General features: G+C 58.1%; 21 protein-coding genes and 1 riboswitch. Of the genes, 12 read left to right on the plus strand and 9 right to left on the minus strand.

Annotated elements, in window-relative coordinates:
• Positions 1 to 2 precede the first annotated feature (2 nt).
• Together MTP41_RS03325 and MTP41_RS03330 are read left to right on the plus strand one after the other, a co-directional pair.
• The gene (locus MTP41_RS03325) at positions 3 to 1001 is read left to right on the plus strand and encodes a substrate-binding domain-containing protein (protein ID WP_097776576.1); all 999 of its coding nucleotides are present in this window, start codon (positions 3 to 5) and stop codon (positions 999 to 1001) included.
• 95 nt (positions 1002 to 1096) lie between these two features.
• Entirely contained in the window at positions 1097 to 1702 is a 606-nt protein-coding gene (locus tag MTP41_RS03330; protein ID WP_242959133.1) for a transporter, read from the plus strand.
• A 66-nt stretch (positions 1703 to 1768) separates the two neighbouring features.
• On the opposite strand, the gene plsY is transcribed toward MTP41_RS03330, so the two are convergent.
• From plsY to MTP41_RS03370, 8 genes are all read right to left on the minus strand, one after another.
• Complete coding sequence (plsY, locus tag MTP41_RS03335) at positions 1769 to 2431, minus strand: glycerol-3-phosphate 1-O-acyltransferase PlsY (RefSeq protein WP_097776575.1); 663 nt, start codon at positions 2429 to 2431, stop codon at positions 1769 to 1771.
• 27 nt (positions 2432 to 2458) lie between these two features.
• Entirely contained in the window at positions 2459 to 3802 is a 1344-nt protein-coding gene (gene der, locus MTP41_RS03340; protein ID WP_005944256.1) for a ribosome biogenesis GTPase Der, read from the minus strand.
• Between the two features lie 30 nt (positions 3803 to 3832).
• Positions 3833 to 5158 (minus strand): DUF512 domain-containing protein, encoded by a 1326-nt coding sequence (locus MTP41_RS03345; protein WP_118526274.1) that lies wholly within the window; start codon positions 5156 to 5158, stop codon positions 3833 to 3835.
• Between the two features lie 99 nt (positions 5159 to 5257).
• On the minus strand, positions 5258 to 5437 hold the full coding sequence (rpmF, locus tag MTP41_RS03350) for a 50S ribosomal protein L32 (protein WP_005920250.1): 180 nt from the start codon (positions 5435 to 5437) through the stop codon (positions 5258 to 5260).
• A 26-nt stretch (positions 5438 to 5463) separates the two neighbouring features.
• Positions 5464 to 5964: a YceD family protein gene (locus MTP41_RS03355; protein WP_097781644.1), complete on the minus strand. Its 501-nt coding sequence runs from the start codon at positions 5962 to 5964 to the stop codon at positions 5464 to 5466.
• A 141-nt stretch (positions 5965 to 6105) separates the two neighbouring features.
• Entirely contained in the window at positions 6106 to 6510 is a 405-nt protein-coding gene (locus tag MTP41_RS03360; RefSeq protein ID WP_005944262.1) for a hypothetical protein, read from the minus strand.
• 51 nt (positions 6511 to 6561) lie between these two features.
• Complete coding sequence (locus MTP41_RS03365) at positions 6562 to 7893, minus strand: glucose-6-phosphate isomerase (protein WP_097775285.1); 1332 nt, start codon at positions 7891 to 7893, stop codon at positions 6562 to 6564.
• Between the two features lie 213 nt (positions 7894 to 8106).
• On the minus strand, positions 8107 to 9345 hold the full coding sequence (locus MTP41_RS03370; RefSeq protein ID WP_249236201.1) for a D-alanyl-D-alanine carboxypeptidase family protein: 1239 nt from the start codon (positions 9343 to 9345) through the stop codon (positions 8107 to 8109).
• Positions 9346 to 9559: 214 nt separating this feature from the next.
• On the opposite strand from MTP41_RS03370, the gene MTP41_RS03375 reads away from it, so the two are divergent.
• The 4 genes from MTP41_RS03375 (at position 9560) to MTP41_RS03390 (ending at position 13875) form a co-directional block, all read left to right on the plus strand.
• Positions 9560 to 9919, plus strand: a complete 360-nt coding sequence (locus MTP41_RS03375) for a twin-arginine translocation signal domain-containing protein (RefSeq protein ID WP_249236202.1) — start codon at positions 9560 to 9562, stop codon at positions 9917 to 9919.
• Between the two features lie 177 nt (positions 9920 to 10096).
• Positions 10097 to 11392: a tRNA (N(6)-L-threonylcarbamoyladenosine(37)-C(2))-methylthiotransferase MtaB gene (gene mtaB / locus MTP41_RS03380; RefSeq protein ID WP_097776570.1), complete on the plus strand. Its 1296-nt coding sequence runs from the start codon at positions 10097 to 10099 to the stop codon at positions 11390 to 11392.
• 250 nt (positions 11393 to 11642) lie between these two features.
• The gene (locus MTP41_RS03385) at positions 11643 to 13193 is read left to right on the plus strand and encodes a 4Fe-4S dicluster domain-containing protein (RefSeq protein ID WP_249236203.1); all 1551 of its coding nucleotides are present in this window, start codon (positions 11643 to 11645) and stop codon (positions 13191 to 13193) included.
• Between the two features lie 208 nt (positions 13194 to 13401).
• Complete coding sequence (locus MTP41_RS03390) at positions 13402 to 13875, plus strand: pilin (protein WP_097776568.1); 474 nt, start codon at positions 13402 to 13404, stop codon at positions 13873 to 13875.
• A 56-nt stretch (positions 13876 to 13931) separates the two neighbouring features.
• Here MTP41_RS03390 and MTP41_RS03395 read toward each other — a convergent pair whose 3' ends face one another.
• Positions 13932 to 14135 (minus strand): hypothetical protein, encoded by a 204-nt coding sequence (locus MTP41_RS03395; protein WP_044954007.1) that lies wholly within the window; start codon positions 14133 to 14135, stop codon positions 13932 to 13934.
• Positions 14136 to 14318: 183 nt separating this feature from the next.
• Here MTP41_RS03395 and MTP41_RS03400 point away from each other — a divergent pair, with 183 nt between their 5' ends.
• From MTP41_RS03400 to secA, 6 genes are all read left to right on the plus strand, one after another.
• Positions 14319 to 15155, plus strand: a complete 837-nt coding sequence (locus tag MTP41_RS03400; protein WP_249236204.1) for a bifunctional hydroxymethylpyrimidine kinase/phosphomethylpyrimidine kinase — start codon at positions 14319 to 14321, stop codon at positions 15153 to 15155.
• A gap of 14 nt (positions 15156 to 15169) precedes the next feature.
• Entirely contained in the window at positions 15170 to 15676 is a 507-nt protein-coding gene (locus MTP41_RS03405) for a tRNA (cytidine(34)-2'-O)-methyltransferase (protein ID WP_005944287.1), read from the plus strand.
• Positions 15667 to 16557, plus strand: a complete 891-nt coding sequence (locus MTP41_RS03410; RefSeq protein WP_005944288.1) for a DegV family protein — start codon at positions 15667 to 15669, stop codon at positions 16555 to 16557. The genes MTP41_RS03405 and MTP41_RS03410 overlap by 10 nt, the downstream gene beginning before the upstream one ends.
• Positions 16558 to 16781: 224 nt before the next feature.
• A riboswitch (PreQ1-III riboswitch) is annotated at positions 16782 to 16882 on the plus strand.
• Positions 16883 to 16889: 7 nt separating this feature from the next.
• A complete protein-coding gene (locus tag MTP41_RS03415) occupies positions 16890 to 17414 on the plus strand; it encodes a QueT transporter family protein (protein ID WP_005944292.1) in 525 nt (174 codons plus the stop codon).
• A gap of 19 nt (positions 17415 to 17433) precedes the next feature.
• A complete protein-coding gene (locus MTP41_RS03420; RefSeq protein ID WP_097776565.1) occupies positions 17434 to 18084 on the plus strand; it encodes an HAD family hydrolase in 651 nt (216 codons plus the stop codon).
• A 209-nt stretch (positions 18085 to 18293) separates the two neighbouring features.
• The gene (secA, locus tag MTP41_RS03425; protein WP_097776564.1) at positions 18294 to 21134 is read left to right on the plus strand and encodes a preprotein translocase subunit SecA; all 2841 of its coding nucleotides are present in this window, start codon (positions 18294 to 18296) and stop codon (positions 21132 to 21134) included.
• The last annotated feature ends 5 nt before the right edge of the window (positions 21135 to 21139 follow it).

Here is a 21139-nt window from a genome sequence, read left to right on the forward strand (position 1 = left end):
TTATGAAAAATGCTAAAATTTCCCGCCGCAGCTTTCTGCTTGGCCTTGCCGCCTGCTCTGCCGCAGGCATTCTCACTGCCTGTAAGGGGGATGACACCCCCGCCAGCAGCGCTTCCACCTCGCCGGAAGCACCCGCTTCTTCCGTGAGCGAGCTTGAACCCATCGGGCTGTTTACCGTGGAAGATTTTCCCAAGCTGGATGGCAGCACTGCCTGCATCCCGCTGATGGCCCAGATGATGGCCGATACCACCGGCATCGATCTGGAAGTAGCCCAGAGCGGCATTTCGGTCAGCACCACGGCCTATGCGTGGGAAAACTTCGGCCTGTACCCGGATGAGGAATACACTGCCAGGATGCTGGTGGTCTACGAAGCGCCGGACTACGTAAAGGAAGAGCTGAAAGAAGCAAACGCCCAGCTGGAACAGAAACCCATTGGCCGGGACGCACTGGTGTTCATCGTGAACGAGAACAATCCGGTCAAGAGCCTGACCCGGCAGCAGCTGAAGGACATCTATGCCGGTAAGATCACCAACTGGAAGGAAGTGGGCGGCGAGGATCTTGCCATCGTGCCCTTCCAGCGGGGCGAAGACTCCGGCAGCCAGACCCTGTTCCGCAAGCTGCTCATTCAGGGCGGCGAACTGATGGACCCGCCCACCGAGCTGGCTCCCGCTGCCATGGGTGAGCTGGTGGACAGCATCGCCGCCTACAACAACAGCGCCAATGCCATCGGCTTCTCGGTCTACTACTACATCGACCAGATGTACTCCCAGCCCGGCCTGCGTCTGCTGGCCGTGGACGGCGTGACCCCTTCCAACGACACCATCGCCAGCGAAAGCTACCCGCTGTGCAACGAGTTCTATGCCGTTCTCCATGCGGACGCTGCCGCCGACAGCCCGGAACGCCAGCTTTACGACTGGCTGGATACCGCCGCCGGACAGGACTGCATCAAAAAATCCGGCTATGTAGCGGTGGCACCCGCCACCGGAACCACGGTAGATTAACCCTGCTGAATTGACACCTTTCTGCGTTTCTGCTACAATAAAGAAAAACTTCTGTCAAAAGTTTTGCAGCAGTTTACCGAAAGGAAGACCATTGTATGGAACACCCTGCAGAGCACTCTTCTACCGTAAACCATGTGGAAAGCCACTGGCGCACCCAGCTGCGCAACCGCATCATTCAGGCATCCAGCCTGCTGGAGATCCTGCTGTCCGGCCTTGTACTCATTGGTCTGCTGTTCAGCGCCGTGCCTCTCATCAAATGGATGCCGGGCCTTTTGTTCTACGGCAACGAGGTGGAGATCCGCAGCTTTCTGGAACGCAGCCTTGATATCGTGATCGGCATTGAGTTCATCAAAATGCTGGCCAAGCACAGCCCCGGCAGCAGTCTGGAGGTTTTGCTGTATGCCATTGCCCGCCATCTGGTAGTGGGCCACGACTCCGCACTGGAAAACCTGCTCAGCGTGGGAGCCATCGCCCTGATCTTTATTGTGCGCAAGTTCTTCTTTGTGCCAGCCTTTGGTGCCCACCTGCCGGACGGCCATCCGGCACCGGATCTTTCTCCAAAGCAGAGCGGCATCCCGGCAGAGGAGTTTATCTCCCGTCTGAAAGACCGCGCCAAGGCCGAGGCGGCCGAGGCCATTCCTTCCGAAGAAGAGACTTTTGACGAGTACGATTTTGAGCAGGCCGCCCCGGAACCAAAATAACATAAACAAAAATGCCCCGCAGCACTGCCGGAAAACCAGCAGGCTGCGGGGCATTTTATAATGCTTTTATTTTTTATTGTGCTTTCCGAAGCGGTACTCTTTACCCTCACGGATGCGCTGGATATTGGCGCGGTGCATATAGATCACCATGCCGGACATAAAGCCGGAGCCAATGGCGCACACCAGCATATCACCGGCGGCATAGCCCTGCAGGGAACCGTAAATGATGGTCAGCACCGGGTAGAGTGCTGCCATGGCCACGCTGCCCAGCGACACCATGCCGGTGGGGATCAGGCACACCAGAAAGATAATGGCCAGAAACGGCAGCAGCACCGGCTGGATGGCCAGAATGGCACCAGCTGCCACCAGCACGCCCTTGCCGCCTTTGAACCCGAAGTACAGCGGGTACAGATGGCCCAGCACTGCAAAGATAGCGGCCAGATAGACACCCAGATACGGCGAAACGCCGGTATCGGCGGGCAGCATGTGGAACAGCCACCGGCCGATGCACACGGCCAGCACGCCCTTGAGCACATCGCCTGTCGCGGTCATGGCGGCAGCCTTCTTGCCAAAGGTGCGCAGCATGTTGGTCATGCCGGCCGCACCGCTGCCATGATTGCGCACATCGTCATGATATACGAATTTGCTGACGAGGATGCCGGTATCCACACTGCCCAGCAGGTACGCCTGCAGGATGGTAGCTGCGGCGATCAGGATCGCTTTCATCATAGAAACGGATGCCTCCTTTGCGGGCGCTTACACGTCCTTTGCGCCCACTTCGCCGGAGCCGCGCTCGCGGATCACCAGACGGATGGGAGTGTGTTCCAGACCAAAGTTCTCGCGGATCTGGTTGATCAGATACCGCTGGTAGCTGAAATGGAACAACTGCTTCGAATTCACAAAGGCCACGAACGTGGGCGGGCGGGTGGATGCCTGAGTCAGATAGAAGATCTTCAGGCGGCGGCCCTTGTCGCTGGGCGGCTGCATCCGGGCTGTGGCGCGGGCCAGCATCTCGTTCAGCACGCCGGTGGGCACGCGGGCACCGTTCTGGCTGTCCACATCGCGGATCAGCTGCATGAGCTTGTTCACGTTGTAGCCGGTCTGAGCCGAGATGAAGATGATAGGAGCATAGCCCATAAAGCTGAAGCACTCGGCATAATCGCGGCGCTGCAGCTCCATGGTGTTGGTCTCCTTGCCTTCCACCGCGTCCCACTTGTTGACGACGATGATGCACGCCTTGCCCTGATCGTGGGCGTAACCGGCCACCTTGCTGTCCTGCTCGGTAAAGCCGACGGTGGCATCCACAAGGATCAGCGCCACGCGGCTGCGCTCCACAGCGGCCAGTGCGCGCACTACCATATAACGCTCCAGACCGTCGGTGATGTTGCTGCGCTTGCGCAGACCGGCGGTATCGGTAAAGATGAACTTGCCGTAAGCGTTGTCCACCGGGGTGTCAATGGCATCACGGGTGGTGCCCGCCTCGTTTGCCACGATCATGCGGTTCTCGCCCAGAATGCGGTTGGTCAGGCTGGACTTGCCCACGTTGGGGCGGCCGATGATGGCAACCGGGATGCGGTCCTCTTCCACCACCGTCTCGCTGAAGTCCAGATGGGCGCACACAGCGTCCAGCAGGTCGCCGGTGCCGTGGCCGTGCACGGACGAAATGGGCATCACCTCGTCAAAGCCGAGGTTGTAGAACTCGTACATCTCCATGGGGGCATCGCCCACCTTGTCGCACTTGTTCACGGCCAGAATGATGGGCTTGTGGCTGCGGCGCAGCATGTGGGCCACATCCTCGTCCGCGGCGGTCAGGCCGTCGCGCACGTCCACCACCATGATGATGCAGTCTGCAGTGTCAATGGCGATCTGGGCCTGCTCCCGCATGTGGGCCAGAATGCCCTCGGTAGCCTTGGGCTCAATACCGCCGGTGTCCACCAGCAGGAAGTCGTGGCCGTTCCACTCGCAGTTGGCAAAAATGCGGTCACGGGTAATGCCCGGCGTGTCCTCCACAATGGCAAGGCGCTGACCGCACAGCTTGTTGAACAGGGTGGATTTGCCCACGTTGGGGCGGCCCACCACTGCTACGATCGGTTTGCTCATAGGGGTTCCTCCTTTCTATAACAAAAGGTTTTATGCTCTTCTTCTCCTTGCAATGTGCAGGCCGCTGCGCAGCAGGGCGCGGGCTTCGTCGCCGCCAGAGGTCGGCAGCACCTCCACCTTCACGCCAAGGCGCTGGGCCAGCTGGTCAGTGGTGATGTCGTCCAGAAAGGTGTCTTTTTCCTCCCGCAGCATCACGGCGGGCACGCCCAGCGTGCCGCTGGTCAGCTTGCCCTCGCACTGAGCAATGATATCGGTCGCCGTTACAAGCCCGGCCACACCCACATTGCCGCCGAAGAATTTGTTCTTGATGGTGTGCACCGTCACCTCGACCATGGGGTACTGGCGGTGCAGCTCGGCCATCATCTGGTGGATGAGCGGCGAAGCCATTTCGCCCGTGACCACGTCCATCTTTTTGGTGCCGTAGATGCGGTGGGGCTTTTCCAGCTCCGCCAGAAATTCCGAAGCGTACAGGCGCATCATGCCCACGCCGTTTTCCAGCTGGTCGAAGTCCTCGTAGAACTCTTCCGGCGGGATGGGCCTGCCTGCCTTGAGGTACCATTCATCGCTGGGATAAATGATGCGCTTGCCGTGGCGGCGCTTGCACTCATCGCCGAATTCTTCCATGATGTCGATGACCTCGGCACTTGTTTTTGCATCATACGGTGTCTGCTTGAACAGCTTCTCGCGGTAGTCCGTCACACCGCAGGGCACCGCAGCGATGCTCTGCACCATAGGGGTCAGCTCCAAAAGGTCGGAGAGGGTACGGCGCAGCTCGTCGCCGTCGTTGATGCCGCGGCACAGCACCAGCTGACAGTTGACGGCGATGCCGCCCTCCACCAGACGGGGCAGATACTTGAGCACCTCGCCGCCGCGCTTGTTGGCCAGCATCCGCACACGGAGCTGTGGGTTCGTGGTGTGTACTGAAATGTTGATGGGCGAAATGTGCATCTTGATGATGCGGTCGATCTCGTGGTCCTGCATGTTCGTCATGGTGATATAGTTGCCGAACAAAAAGGAAAGCCGCTCGTCGTCGTCCTTGAAGTAAAGGCTCTCGCGCATACCGGGGGGCAGCTGGTCGATGAAGCAGAACATGCAGTGGTTGGAGCAGGAGTGCTTCTGATCGCCCAGATAGGTCTGGAAATCGCAGCCAAAGGGGCCGCGCTCCGTGCGCTGCACATCCCACTCGCGGATGCCGTCTGCCACCCTTGCTTTCAGGTGGAAGCTTTTGCTGTCGGTGTAGAAATCGTAGTCCAGACTGTCGTTCAGCTCGTTTTCGTCCACGCTCAAAAGCTCGTCACCCGGGCCAAGGCCCAGCACTTCCGCTTCGCTGCCGGGTTCCACCCGTGCGATCTTCATTGCCACCGCATCCACCTCCTTTCAGACAGAACAAGAAGGGGAAGGCATGCGCCCTCCCCTTCTGTACATAACACCATTATGCCACCAATTACGCGCAAATTAGGCCTTCTTGATGACTTCCTCGCCCTTGTAGTAACCGCAGTTGCCACATGCCTGGTGGGGGAGCTTCAGAGAGCCGCAGTTGCTGCACTTGACCAGTGCGGGGGCCTCCAGCTTCCAAACATTGCTGCGACGCTTGTCGCGGCGGGCCTTGGAAAGATGTCTCTTAGGTACTGCCATATTTTTGCACCTCCTTGATGGGTTTATCAGTTCAGCAGTGATTTAAGGATTGCGAGCCTTGTGTCTACGGGAGCTTCGGCATGCTCTGCCGGCTGGCAGGTGCATTCCGCCTTCTTTTTGCCGCACACGGGGCAAAGCCCGGCGCAGTCGGCACTGCAAAGCAGCACCGTGGGGATCTGGAACATAAACTCCTGATTGAGCCATTCATCTACATCCAGATGTCCTTTTTCGTCCAGCGGAAGGTCAAAATCCGGGTCATCCAGATCCCGTTCCTTTACCGTCCACTCCGTATCGACCGTCTCCTCCCGAATGACCGGGTCCAGACAGCGGGCGCACTCTCCGTGCACCGATGCGTTTGCCCGCAGTGTCATCCGGACCTCGTCGCCGTCCGTCTCCGCTTCAAAAACAGCGGTGACCGGCTGCGGGATCCTTGCCCCGGCATAATCATGTGCAGATAAATCACACTGAAACTCTGCATGATAGGGTTGTCTGCCGGTGGCGATAAACTTTCTCAGGTCAAATTGCATAGTACACCTCTAAAAGGCTGCTTTGTTAGTATAGCGCCAACGCAGCCCTTTGTCAACACCAAAACAGGCAGAAAACCGAAAAAATTTAAATTTCCCGGTTCTCTGCCTGTTCAAAGTAGTTCAGATCCCGATTTTCCGGAATTACAGGTACTTCTTCACATCGTGGGGCAGTGCAGCCTCGTCAGCGCTGACGGTAACGGTCACCTTCACGCTGTCGCCTGCAATGGCTGCCATCTCGTCCAGCACAACGCCCAGACGGTTGATGTCATGATCCAGCACCTTCAGGATGCCGTCAATGTACAGGTCGGTGATATCGTAGTTGCTTGCCATCAGGCCGGCAACAAAGCCGTACAGCATTTCGCCGCCGGAGATCTTGTACTCGTCCAAGTCGATCAGACGTGCAGCAGGAGCGATGTCGTAGGTGAGCTTCATGCCCTTTTCAACGACGACCACGTTGCCCTTGGAGGTCTTGACCGCATCATTGATCTGGTCGATCATAGCCTTGGTCTTGCCGGAGCCCTTGGTACCAACAATCAGTTTAATCATAGTTCAGTCCTCCTGTATTTTCCACGCCTTGCGGCGGGAGATCATTTTTATTTACTTCAGCTTTGCTTCCAGCTCGGCGGTCAGGCCTTCGTAGCCCGGCTTGCCCAGCAGAGCAAACATATTCTTTTTATAGCTCTCAACGCCCGGCTGGTTGAAGGGATTGACGCTGAGCAGATAACCGCTGCAGGCACATGCACGCCAGAAGAAGTAGATCAGGTAGCCCACATTGTAAGCGGTCAGGTCGTCCACCTCGATCAGCACTTCGGGCACGCCGCCGTCGGTGTGTGCCAAAATGGTACCCTCCATGGCCTTGCGGTTGACAACGCTCATGTTCTGGTTTGCCAGGAAGTTCAGGCCGTCAAAATTGCCTTCCAGCGGGTCGATGAACAGATCCTGTGCAGGCTTCTTCACGTCCACGATGGTCTCGAACATGGTGCGGGAGCCTTCCTGAATGAACTGACCCATAGAGTGCAGATCGGTGGAGAAGATGCAGCTTGCGGGGAACAGGCCCTTGTTGTCCTTGCCCTCGCTCTCGCCGAACAGCTGCTTGTACCACTCGTTCATCAGGGCGAAGTCCGGCTCGTAGCACTCCAGAATTTCAACGCTCTTGCCCTTGCGGTACAGGATGTTGCGGATGGCAGCATACTTGTAAGCGTCGTTGTCCTTGCTCAGAACGGAGAAGCGCTCCATGGAATCGGCAGCGCCCTTCATCAGGTCGTCGATGCTGATACCGGCAGCAGCAATGGGCAGCAGGCCCACAGCGCTCAGCACGGAGTAGCGGCCGCCCACGTCGTCGGGGACCACGAAGGTGGGCCAGCCCTGTGCGTCGGCCAGCTGCTTCAGGGTGCCCTTGGCACGGTCGGTGGTGGCGTAGATGCGCTTGTTGGCTTCTTCCACGCCCATTTCCTTTTCCAGCAGTTCACGCAGCACGCGGAATGCCAGAGAAGTCTCGGTGGTAGTGCCGGACTTGGAAATGACGTTGATGGAGAAGCGCTTGCCCTTGCACAGGCTGATGATGTTGTTCAGGTAGGTGGGGCTGATGCTGTTGCCGCAGAAGTAGATCTTGGGGCCATTTTCCAGCTCGTTGTGGAACTGGCCCTTGACGGCCTCGATGACAGCGCGTGCGCCCAGATAGCTGCCGCCGATGCCGGCCACCACCAGCACATCGGAATCCTCGCGGATCTTTGCGGCGGCTTCCTTGATGCGGGCGAACTCTTCCTTATCGTAATCACGGGGCAGATACATCCAGCCGAGGAAATCATTGCCCGGGCCGGACTTTGCTTCCAGCTGGTTATGGGCAGCTTCCACCTGCGGATAGATGGCTGCATATTCCTCTTCGCTGATAAAGCTGGAGAGGTGTTTGGTGTTCAGTGCGACACTCATTTTATTATAACCTCCAAACGATTTGCCGGGCCTTTGCCCTGCGAGGAAATATCTTGGTATAAGTGTACCGTTCCCTCCGGGCAAAGTCAAGGTCAAAATCCTTGGATTTCATACAATTTTAATAGTGTTTTTTTGTTTCTTCATCCAGAATTGTTCACACAGACAGTTCCACGCAGCTTACCGCAGCGCACTTTTGTACGCTGAAGCGTGCATTCAGTTTTCGCAGCCGGTCAAAGCGTTCCACAACAGGCCGAAAGCGGTGCCAAAGTCCATTTTTTCAGCATCGGCAGCGGCGCGCACCTCGTACTCGCCCAGTTGAGTCTCCCCGCTCAGGATGCGCACCGTGCCAACGGTCTGGCCCAGCTGCACCGGTGCTTCCAGCTCCTGCGGCAGATCCAGCTGCGCGGTGAGGGCGGCGGCGTTTTCCTTGGGCATCAGCAGCGTTTCGGGCAGAGCGGTGTAGTCCAGCGGTACGCTTTCCTCTGCACTGCCCTTTACTTTTATAAGAAGAGGCCGGTCCTCCATGGCGGGCAGCGGCACGGCGGCGTAGGCCGCAAAGCCGTAGTCCAGCAGGGTAGTGGCCGCTGTGAACCGCTCCGAGCTGGAGAGCGACCCCAGCACCACGGCGATCAGGTCCAGCCCGTCGCGGGTGGCGCTGGCGCTGATGCACACGCCCGCGCCGCTGGTGGTGCCGGTTTTCAGGCCGGTGATGCCGTTGTAGCGCTTGAGCAGCTTATTGGTGTTCACCAGCTGGGTGGCACCGCCGCGCAGGGTGTCCGTCCAGATGCCGGTATAGTGCAGCACCTCCGGGCAGGTGTTCAAAATCTCGCGGCTCATGATGGCAACATCGTGGGCGGTGGAAAGATGCCCTTCGGTGTCCAGCCCGCAGGCATTGTGGAAGGTGGTGTTCACCATGCCCAGTTCTGCTGCGCGGGCGTTCATCATCTGCACAAAGCCCGGCTCGCTGCCGCCCACCAGCTCTGCCACAGCCACAGCGGCATCATTGGCAGAGGACACACAAATGGCTTTGATCATCTCGTCCAGTGTGAACTGCTCCCCCGGCTCCAGCCAGATCTGACTGCCGCCCATGTGGTAGGCGTGTTCACTTACCGGCACCAGCGTGTCCATGGCAATGCGGCCGTCGTGCACGGCTTCAAAGGTGAGCAGCAGGGTCATTACCTTGGTAATGGATGCAATGGGCATCTGCTGGTCGGCGTTCTTTTCATATAATATAGTGCCCGTCTGCTGGTCGATCAGGCAGGCGGCGCGGCAGGGCAGCTCCAAGGCAGGCTGTGCCGCCGCGGGCTGCACCGGCTGGGTCTGGTCTGCAGCCGCCTGCACCGCCGGGTTTTGCTGCCGCAGCCCATTGCCCTGCGCCGTGCCAAAGGCCAGCGCAAACAGCCAGAAGCACACCACCCCTGCACACAAAAGCGCCAAGTTTTTCCGCTCCATTTCGGTCCCTCCCTGCGCAATGTCTCTTGCTGAGAGAGTATGCAGGGGCCTTTTTGTTTAGAATATCCTGCGCCCGCACCGCAGCCTGCATTTTTTATTTTGTCTTTTTCTACAAAAGGGCTTGACTTTTGCCCACCTTATAGTGTAAATTGGAGATGGCCCAAAAAGGCTGTATTGCTTCATTTGTGGAATTATTTTTTAGGAGGATACTATTATGATTCTGTCTCGTCGTTCTTTCCTGAAGATGGCTGGTCTGACCGTTGTTGCTGCTGCAGGTGCTTCCATGTTCACCGGCTGTGGTGCTTTCTCCACCACTCCTATCAAGGTAGTCGCCGCTAAGGATTCTACCAAGGAGTTCCAGGCTGCTGTTGCAGAGCTGAACAAAAAGAAGCTGGTCGTATGGCCTGCTGATGCAAACGGCGCTTATCTGAACAGCTTCCTGATGACCAATCTGACCGCTAATGGTCTCTCCGGCTTCGCTGTGGAAAAGGCCGAGTATAAGACCGCTAAGGACGCAGAGACTGGTAAAGAGTACAAGTATCTGGAAGTCACCGTCAAGTCCACTGCTAAATAATTTTTCTAAAGTTCTCTTTGAGAGACGGGCGTTTGCCCGTCTCTTTTTGTTTTGCCCGCTTTCCAGCAAAAAAGTGCCTGCTGCTGTGCATCCGGTCTTGCGCCGCACCGCCGCTGTGATATATAATAAAGAGCAATGCAAACACCACCCCGTTTTTTGTCGAAAGGATACCCCCTCATGCGAGTTTGTTTTTATACCCTTGGCTGCAAGGTCAACCTGAATGAGACCGGCGCGCTGGAACAGATGTTCCGCGCCAACGGCTTTACCATTGCGCAGGAGAACGAGCCTGCGGATGTTTTTGTGGTGAACAGCTGCACCGTGACCAACTTTGGCGACCAGAAAAGCCGCAAGTGGCTGCGCCGCAAAAAGCGCGAGAACCCCGGCGCGGTCACGGTGCTTACCGGCTGCTACCCGCAGGCTTTCCCGGAGGAAGCCGCCCAGTTCACCGAGGCCGACCTTGTGTGCGGCAACGGCGACCGCAAGGCCATTTTAGATAACGTTCTCAAGCTGCTGGACGGCCATGAGCGCATTGTGGCCATCACGCCCCACCAGCGCGGCGAAAAATTTGAAGAGCTGCCCGTGGAGCGGTTCGAGACCCACACCCGTGCCTTTATCAAGGTAGAGGACGGCTGCAACCGTCAGTGCGCCTACTGTGTCATCCCCCGGGCCCGCGGCCCGGTGCGCAGCCGCGACGAAGCCAGCATCCTTGCCGAGCTGCGCCAGCTGGCGGCTTCCGGCTACCGCGAGGTGGTGCTCAGTGCCATCTCCCTGCCCAGCTATGGTCTGGATACCGGCACCAACCTTGTGGAGCTGGTGGAGCACTGCGCTCAAGTGGAGGGCATCCAGCGCATCCGTCTGGGCAGTCTGGACCCGGATATGCTCACGCCGGAGTTCATCACCCGCCTTGCCGCCGTGGAAAAGCTCTGCCCGCAGTTCCACCTGAGCCTGCAGAGCGGCTGCACTGCCACCCTGCGCCGGATGCGCCGCGTTTACACTGCCGAGCAGTATGCACAGGTGGTGGACCAGCTGCGCGCCGCCTACGGGGAGCGCCCGGTCAGCTTTACCACCGACTGCATCTGCGGCTTTCCCGGCGAGACGCAGGCCGATTTTGAAGAGAGCTGCGAATTCCTCAAGAAAATCGGCTTTCTCAAGGTACATGTGTTCCCCTACTCCCGCCGCAGCGGCACCCCGGCCTACGACTTTCCGGAGCAGGTGCACGAGCGGGAAAAGCAGGAGCGCAGCCGCGTGATGAATGGCATTGCCGAGGAGGTGCGCCGCGAAGTGCTGGCCGCCTATGTGGGCACCGAGGACGATGTGCTGCTGGAGACCCCGCTTTCCGGCACGCTGTTCACCGGCTACACCCGGCTGTACATTCCGGTGGTGGTGTCCGCCCCCGGCCACGAAAGCGGGCAGATCGTGCACGTAACGCTTGGCGAGTACGACGGCGAGCGCGTCCGTGCAGCACTTTGCTAAGTTTACGCGCTTAAAACTGTTGATTCTGTACACGAGGACGAATACAACAAATTTTTAACAAATTTTGCGTTTTATCCCTTTTCATCCGGCACGCTTTATGCTAAAATGAAAGTGGATCATCCCGGGCACAGCGCTGTTTGCAGCAGTGCGTTACCAATGTGCCCTGTAACGCGCCCGCCCTGCGCGGCAGAACGCTGTCGGCAGCCGGGTGCAGCCCGTTTGTTTTTAGCAAAGCAAGGAGAGAATTGGAATGAGTTTCAGAGGAATCAATACCACGGTCATCCAGATCCGCCGTCAGGTGTTCACCGAGGTGGCACGCATGGCTTACGCCAACGTCAAGGGCGAGCAGGCCAACCACCTGATGCGCAAGATCCCCTACACCATCATCCCCGGCGAGGAAGGCAAGCTGCGCAAGGACATCTTCCTGGAGCGCGCCATCGTTGAGGAGCGCGTGCGTCTGGCCATGGGCCTGCCCACCCGCCGCATGGACGAGCACAACAGCGTCGTCTCCGGTCTGGAGGATGCTTCCATCGCCGATAAGTATTATGATCCCCCGCTGGTGAACGTGATCAAGTTTGCCTGCAACCGCTGCCCGGAAAAGCTGGTCAAGGTCTCCGACCTGTGTCAGGGCTGCCTTGCCCACCCCTGTATGGAAGTGTGCCCCAAGAAGGCCATCACATGGGAGAGCGGCCGTTCCATCATCGATCAGGACAAGTGCATCAAGTGCGGCCGCTGCGTCGGCGTGTGCCCCTACAACGCCATCGTCAAGACCGAGCGTCCCTGCGCTGCAGCCTGCGGCATGGGTGCTATCCACTCCGATGAGCTGGGCCGTGCCGAGATCGATTACAGCAAGTGCGTTTCCTGCGGCCAGTGTCTGGTCAACTGTCCCTTCGGTGCCATTGCGGACAAGGGCCAGATCTATCAGCTGATCCAGGGCTTCAACCGCGGCGACCGCATCTACGCGCTGGTGGCTCCCGCCTTCATCAACCAGTTCCCGGGTCTGGCTTCCACCGGCAAGCTCAAGGCCGCCCTGAAGGCCGTCGGCTTCTACGATGTGGTGGAGGTTGCCATTGGTGCCGACCTGTGCACCGTGGACGAAGCACACGACTTCCTGGAGGAAGTGCCCGGGAAGCTCAACTTCATGGCAACTTCCTGCTGCCCGGCATGGAGCATGATGGCAAAGACCGCTTTCCCGGATCTTGCCAAGAATATCTCCATGACCATGACCCCCATGGTGTTCACCGCCCGCATGATGAAGCAGAAGGACCCCAAGGCCCGTATGTGCTTCATTGGACCCTGCGCCGCAAAGAAGCTGGAAGCTTCCCGCCGCACCGTCCGCTCCGATGTGGACTTCGTGCTCACCTTTGAAGAGCTGGCCGGTATCATCGAGGCCAAGGATGTGGACACCAGCCTGCTGGAAGTGGACGAGGCCGAAGCTCTGCACGCTGCATCCGCAGCAGGCCGCGGCTTTGCACAGTCCGGCGGCGTTGCCAAGGCTGTTGCTGATAAGATCAAGGAATGGCACCCGGATATGGATGTCAAGATCGCATCCGCACAGGGCCTTGCCGAATGCAAGAAGCTGCTCATGCTGGCCAAGGCCGGCAAGTACAACGGCTACCTGCTGGAAGGCATGGGCTGCCCAGGCGGCTGCATCGGCGGCGCAGGCACCATTGCCGACCCCGCACGCACGGCCATCCAGCTGAACAAGTACGTCAAGGAAGCTCCCTTCGCCGACCCGGAGCAGAGCCCCTTTATGAGCGAGATCCATGTGCTGAAGGACGACCCCGACTTTGAACTTTAAGCGCTGATTTTTCAAGAACCGCTTCTCCTGCCGGAGGGGCGGTTTTTTGTCATCTTCGCCCACCATATTTTATCAATGTGCAACATTTCTGTGAAAGCTTCACGAAGCGGATTGACAATTTTGCACAGCCATGCTATTTTAGCATTGACAAACCGGTATTATCGCAATTGTTCAACGCCGCCTCTGTGGCAGGAAAGGCAGATCATTCATGACGAACACTTATAAGCGCGTAAGCGCCGCCCTGCTCTCAGTGCTGCTGCTGTGCATGTTCACCTTTGGTGCAAGCGCTGCTTCCAGCCTGAACGTAGGCATTAAATTCTGGAAAGAAAGATCCGATAAGGAATCCATGGCCAACACCGGCATCGATGCCAGCCGTGATGTCACCCTCACCCGCCAGTCCAACGGCACCTACACGCTCACCCTGCCCATCCAGCAGGTAAGCAAGATGGGTGTCACCGGCTATCTGTCCGGCCTGACCATTGGTGATGTGACCTACACCGGCACCGTCTCCGGCGATGTTGCCAAGGGCACCGGCGTGCTCACCATCAAGAACATGCCCGCCTCGGTGCTGACCGGCAGCGATGTGAACAAGGCACTCACCGTTACCTGCAACATTCAGATGGATCTGAGCGTGCTGGGCGAGATCAACACCTCGGCCCGCATGTGTATCTGGAACAAGTAAGTTTTTTTTCAAGCAAAGAACGGCGTTCCCCACCGGAACGCCGTTCTTTGCTTTTATCACTCCATGTGCTTTTCCACAAAGTCGCCAACCATTTTGTCCAGCTGCAGCACAGCGTTCTCGGCACCCTTCATCACCTTGCGGGTGGTGCGGCGCAGCTGGCGCTGGTTCTGGGTGGCGGCCATCACGCCCACGGCACCCAGTGCCGCCCCCGCGGCCATGCCAAGCAGCATCCCGGAAGAACTGGTGGATTCATGTTTCATAGTAAAACTCCTTTCGGTGAAAAAGATCCGGTCTCCGGTGTTATTATTTCCTGTAAACTATCTGGTATCCGCTTTTTTTATGCAGAAATTTGTGGTATACTGTTCTACGATGTTTTAATGGGCGGGTGTGCCCGGCTAAAAAGCGCACTGCTCATTCCGCATACTGGTAAGGAGGTTCCTTATTTGATACACCCTGTTGAACCCAAAAAAGTCCTTTGCATCCACGATCTTTCCGGCATGGGCCGCTGCAGCCTTGCAGTGATCCTGCCGGTGCTGTCGGTCATGGGCGTGCAGCCGGTAGCCCTGCCCACGGTGGTGCTTTCCACCCACACAGGCGGGCTTGGCACACCTGCACGGCTGGACGGCTGCGCCTACGGCGAACAGGCGCTGGAGCATTACCATGCGCTCGGCGTGGAGTTTGACTGCATCTATACCGGCTATCTGGGCGGTGAGGATCAGGTGGCACTGGCTGAAAAAGCCTTTGCCCTCTGGCCCGCAGCCAAAAAGATCGTTGACCCGGTCATGGGCGACAACGGCAAGGCTTACTCCACCGTAACGCCTGCTTTGATCGACCGCATCCGTGCACTGTGCGGTGCTGCCGATCTGATCCTGCCCAACTACACCGAGGCACAGATCCTGCTGCAGCGCCAGCCGCAGACCGAGCTGCTCACCGATAAATCCGCACAGGCTCTGGCTGACGAGCTGACCGCTCTGGCCCCCGGGGCTGTCGTCACCGGCCTGCCGCTGGGCAAATACATCGGCTGTGCAGGCAGCGGAAAAGACCGCTTCCTCATCAAAAAGCTGCACATCAGCCGCAGCTTTCCCGGCACCGGCGACCTGTACGGCGCGGTGCTCATCGGCTCGCTGCTGCAGGGCAACGCCCTGAGTGCCGCCGCCGACAACGCTGCCGAGTTCGTGGCGCTTTCTATCCAGAACACGCCCGCCGCGCAGGATACCCGCTACGGGGTCTGGTTCGAGCCGCTTCTGCCGCGCCTGTGCCCGGCAAGCTCGGCAGAATAAGGGGAGGTACACCGATGAACGAAAAGCCAACCTTGAACATCGTTCTGGTGGAGCCGCGCATCCCGCAGAACACCGGCAATGTGGCCCGCACCTGTGCCTGCACTGCCTGTCGGCTGCATCTGGTAGGCCCCATGGGCTTTGCCATCGATGATAAAAAGCTCAAGCATGCGGGTCTGGATTACTGGCACTACCTCGACATCAGCTATTACGACAGTCTGGACGAGTTCTTTGCCAAAAACAGCGGCCCCTATTACTATTTTACCACCAAGGCACCGCAGCGCTACACCGATGTGAGCTACCCGGACGGTGCATACCTCGTGTTCGGTCGCGAGGATGCCGGCCTGCCCGAAGCCTTGCTTGCCGCCAATCAGGAGCACTGCATCCGAATGCCCATGCGCGACACCTGCCGCAGCCTGAACCTTTCCAACAGCGTGGCCGTGGGCGTGTATGAAGTGCTGCGCCAGTGGGACTTTCCGGAGCTTTTGGACCACGGACACTTACGAGACTACGAATGGAAATGAGGGACATTATGAGCAAGATTGCGATCCTGACCGATTCCTCCTGCGATATCCCGCAGGAGATGGCCGAAAAATACGGCATCGACATCATGAGCTTCCACATCCTGCTGGACGATGTGGACTACGTGGAGCGTGAAAGCTGCACCAACACCGAATTTTACGATAAGATGCGTGCCGCTAAGGGCGTGCCCTCCACTGCCGCCATCACCCCCATCCAGTTCTGCGAAAAATACTGCCAGTACGTGGACGAGGGCTATACTGATGTCATTCATGTACCCATCAACAAATCCGGCTCTTCCACCTACAATAACGCCCTCATGGCACAGGGGATGCTGCGGGAAGAGCGCCCGGAGCACCACTTGAAGATTCATCTGCTGGACCCCCACACCTATTCCATGGTGTTCGGCTGGTATCTGTGCGAAATGGCCCGCAAGCTGAAGAACGGCGCAGAGATCAGCCATGTGATCCGGGAGTTTGAAAAGCAGATGGACTGCATGGAGATCGTTCTGGGCCCCTACAGCCTGAAGCAGATGAAAAAGAGCGGACGCATCTCTGCCGCTGCTGCTGTTATGGGCGAGCTGATGGGCATTCGTCCCATCATCACCCTGATCGACGGCAAGACCAAGGTGGAAGCCAAGGTACGCGGCGATGACAAGGTGGTGCCCGCCATGGTGGAGCTGTGCAAACAGCGCAGCGAAGGCGTGGAGAACTTTGATTATATGATCGGCCACACCAACATCCCGCAGACCGCCGATCTGGAAAAGGCCTGCCGCAAGGCCTTTGGCAAGCCGCCGCTGCTGGTGTTTGAGCTGGGCGGCGTCGTTTCCGCAAACACCGGCCCCGACACGGTGGCTCTGGTGTATACCGGACACCCCAGAGGGTAACACACGATTTTAATAGCCTCCGCTTTCGCTCTGGCTATTTCAGCGGTAATTTTATTTTTATTTTGAGGTTCCGAAAAGCCTGCGGGCTTTTCGGAACCTCTTTTTCACCGGAAGGGTCCAAACCAAAAACTGCATCTGTACCTGATTCTGCGAAAATTCGTTGCAATCTGCCAAAAATTATGCTATACTGCCTCTTGCTGTGCTTTTTGTGCGGCATCCTTTCAGAGCAACTTAGGATTTTAGGCTCCCCGGCGTGTCTCGAACCATGCCGGGCCAAACCCACAGGGGCTGGCGGCCCTGTGCGGTCAAAATCATCCCGCTGGAGTATTATCATGAATCAGAATCCTTCCGTCCGTAAACTGGTGCGCTGCGGCGTGGTCGCAGCCATTTATGTTGTTCTCTGCATGGCTCTGCAGCCGCTCTCCTATGGTGCGGTACAGGTGCGTGTGGCTGAGGCGCTCTGCCTGCTGCCGGTGTTCGGTGCCGAGTACATTGCCGGTGTGGTACTGGGCTGCTTTTTGGCAAACCTGCTGGGCTCTACCATCGTGGATGTCATCTTTGGCACCCTTGCCACCCTGCTGGCCTGCCTTGTCACCTACAAGCTGCGGAACATCCGCATCAAGGGTCTGGCTGTGGCGGCTTCCCTGCCGCCGGTGCTGTTCAATGCCGTGATCATCGGCATTGAGATCGCCGTCATGTTCCCGGACCCCACCTCCAGCGCTCCCATCTGGCTGGCCTGCATCACCAACGGCATCTCCGTAGGTATCGGCGAGCTCATCAGCTGCACCGTTCTGGGTGTGCTGCTGGTGAAGATCATCGAGAGCAGCAAGGCCCTGCGCAAAATTTTTGCAGCTTAATGACCGCAAGGAGGTTTCCATGCAGGCAAACGGAATGATCTTCTGGGACTGGAACGGCACCTTGATGGATGATGTTGATTTCACCCACAGCTGTCTCAACTGGATGCTGGAGACCCACGGTTATCCGCAGCGGTACGATCTGAACGCCTACCGGGAAATTTTCGGTTTCCCCATTGAGGAATACTACATCCGCGCCGGTTTCGACTTTGCAAAGCACCCTTATGCAGAGCTGGCCGAGCGCTTTATGGAACATTATAATGCAGGCGTGGATACCTGTCCCCCCTCTGCACACGCTGCCGAAACGCTGGCCGAACTTTCGCGCCGGGGCTGGCGGCAGAGCGTGCTTTCCGCCTCCCGCCGGGACTACCTGATCGAGCAGGTAGCCGCACGGGGCCTGCAGGGCTATTTTACTGAGTTGCTCGGCCTTGCAGACATCTATGGCGTAAGCAAAGTGCAGGTGGGCAAACAGTGGCTTGCACAAAGCGGCATCGCCCCTGCTGCCTGCGTGATGGTGGGCGACACCCAGCACGATGCCGAAGTTGCAAAGGCCCTTGGCACAAAATGCGTGCTCTACACCGGCGGCCACCAGTCCCGCGCGCGGCTCGAGGCTGTGTGCCCGAATGTCATCAACGATCTGGCACAGCTGCCGCAGCTGCTGGAAACGCTATAAATCAAAATGGACCACCTGCTGATGAAGCGGGTGGTCTTTTCCTTTTATGAACCCCCTTCCAGCGCAAATTTACAGAAAATTCATTCAAAAGTCGGCTAAAATAACCTTGCAGGTTTGACGCATCTGCCGCTTTGGTGTATCATATATGTGTGTATTTATGTCTATCTCCGGGAAGCATTTTCCCGAATTTGATCTATGAGGTGTTACCAATGTCCCTTGTTGAAAAACTCTTTGGCAGCTTCTCGGACCGGGAGCTGAAAAAGATCAACCCCATTGCCAAGCAGGTGCTGGCTCTGGAAGAAAAATATGCCGCCATGCCGGATGCCGACCTGCAGGCACAGACCGCTGTGTTCAAGCAGCAGCTGGCCGACGGCAAGACCACCGATGATATCCTGCCCGATGCCTTTGCCGTCTGCCGCGAGGCCGCATGGCGCGTGCTGGGCATGAAGCACTTCCCTGTGCAGGTCATCGGCGGCATTGCCCTGCACCGCGGCGATATTTCCGAGATGCAGACCGGTGAAGGCAAGACTCTTGTGGCTACCCTGCCCGCCTACCTGAATGCCCTCACCGGTGAGGGCGTGCATGTTGTCACCGTCAACGATTACCTTGCCAAGCGCGACAGCGAGTGGATGGGCAAGCTCTACCGCTGGCTGGGCCTTTCTGTCGGCCTGATCGCACAGGGCATGGACGGTGATGCACGCCGCGCCGCCTATGCTGCCGACATCACCTACGGTACCAACAACGAGTTCGGCTTCGACTACCTGCGCGACAACATGGTGACTTATAAGGCCAACATGGTGCAGCGCGGCCACGCCTATGCCATCGTCGATGAAGTGGACTCCATCCTGATTGATGAAGCCCGCACGCCCCTGATCATTTCCGGCCGCGGCGAGGATTCTTCCAGCCTGTACACACAGGTGGACCGCTTTGTGCGCACCCTGCGCAAGAGCGTGGTGGTAGAGCTGGAGGATAAAGTCTCTACCGACGAGCAGACCGACGGTGATTACGTCGTGGACGAAAAGCACAAGACCTGTACCCTGACTGCCAGCGGCATCAAGAAAGCGGAAGCCTACTTCAAGGTCGAGAACCTTGCCGCCGCCGAGAACATGACCCTTGCCCATCACATCGATCAGGCCATCAAGGCTTACGGCGTGATGCAGCGGGACATCGATTACGTGGTCAAGGATGGTCAGGTCATCATCGTGGACGAGTTCACCGGCCGTCTGATGATCGGCCGCCGCTACAACGAAGGCCTGCATCAGGCCATCGAAGCCAAGGAGGGCGTGAAGATCGCCGCCGAGAGCAAAACGCTGGCTACCATCACCTTCCAGAACTACTTCCGCATGTACAAAAAGCTGTCCGGTATGACCGGTACCGCCAAGACAGAAGCCACCGAGTTCACCGAGATCTACGGCCTGAACATCGTTACGGTGCCCACCAACCGCCCCCGTCAGCGCATCGATTATCCGGATGCCATCTACAAGACGGTCAACGGCAAATACAATGCCGTTATCCAGCAGGTGCTGGAATGCCACCAGAAGGGCCAGCCCGTGCTGGTGGGTACGGTCAGCGTGGAAAAGAGTGAGACCCTTGCCAAGATGCTGCAGAAATACACCCGCGACTTCAACGTGCTGAACGCAAAGAACCACGAGCATGAAGCCGAGATCGTGGCGCAGGCCGGCAAAAAGGGTGCCATTACCATTGCCACCAACATGGCAGGCCGTGGTACCGATATCATGCTGGGCGGCAACGCCGAGTTCATGGCCAAGGCCCAGATGCGCAAGGAACACTTCTGCGAAAACCTGCTGAACCCGGAAAAGCCCGAGGATGCCGACCCGGCTGCAGTGGAAATGCTGCTGACCGAAGCCAACGGCCACGGCGATACCGAGGATGCCAACATCCTTGCTGCCCGCAAGCGCTTCGATGAGCTGTACGCCCAGTGCAAGCCCCAGATCGATGCCGAAGCTGAGCAGGTGCGCGCTGCAGGCGGCCTGTTCATCATCGGCACCGAACGCCACGAGAGCCGCCGCATCGACAACCAGCTGCGCGGCCGTGCCGGCCGTCAGGGCGACCCGGGTGCTTCCCGCTTCTACCTGAGTCTGGAAGATGACCTGATGCGCCTGTTCGGCGGCGACCGCGTTTCCAGCCTGATGGATACCCTCAAGATCGATGAGGACACTCCCATCGAGAACCGCATGATTACCAACACGCTGGAAAGCGCCCAGAAAAAGCTGGAAGGCCGCAACTTCGAGATCCGCAAGAACGTGCTGAAGTACGACGACGTGATGAACCAGCAGCGCGAGATCATCTATGGTCAGCGCCGCAAGGTGCTGGATGGCGAGGATATCAGCACCGAAATGCACAAGATGCTGCGCGAGAACATCGATTCCAGCTGCGACCAGTTCCTGGCCGGTGATGTGAAGGACGACTGGGACTTTGGTGCCCTGCGCCGCCACTATCTGGGCTGGCTGACCACCGAGGAAGACCTCCACTACACCGTGGCCGACTTTGACGATATCTCCCGCAAGGGCATTGCCGACCAGCTCTATGACCGCGGCATGAAGATCCTCGCCGACAAGGAGCAGCGCTACGGTGCTCCCATCATGCGTGAGCTGGAGCGCATCTGCCTGCTCAAGTGCGTGGACCGCATGTGGATGGACCACATCGACAACATGGACCAGCTGCGTCAGGGCATTGCGCTGCGCGGCTACGGCCAGAAGGACCCCGTTGTGGAGTACCGCATCGAGGGCTTTGACATGTTCGACCAGATGGTGGATTCCATCCGTGAGTCCAGTGTGAAGATGCTGCTGACCATCGAGATCCGTCAGGCCGGTGCTGCCCCCAAGCGTGAGCAGGTGGCAAAGCCCACCGGCGAAGGCTTTGTGCCCGGCAACGGTGCACCCGGTGCCAAGGGTGCACCCCACGGCCAGCCTGTGCGTGTCATCAAAATTGGCCGCAACGACCCCTGCCCCTGCGGCAGCGGCCTGAAGTGGAAAAAGTGCACCTGCGCCAAGTACCACCCGGAAGGCACATCGACGAACGAAAACTAAGTAAA

Origin of the sequence: Faecalibacterium sp. I4-3-84, assembly GCF_023347255.1 — a bacterium.
Lineage (GTDB): Bacteria > Bacillota > Clostridia > Oscillospirales > Ruminococcaceae > Faecalibacterium > Faecalibacterium taiwanense.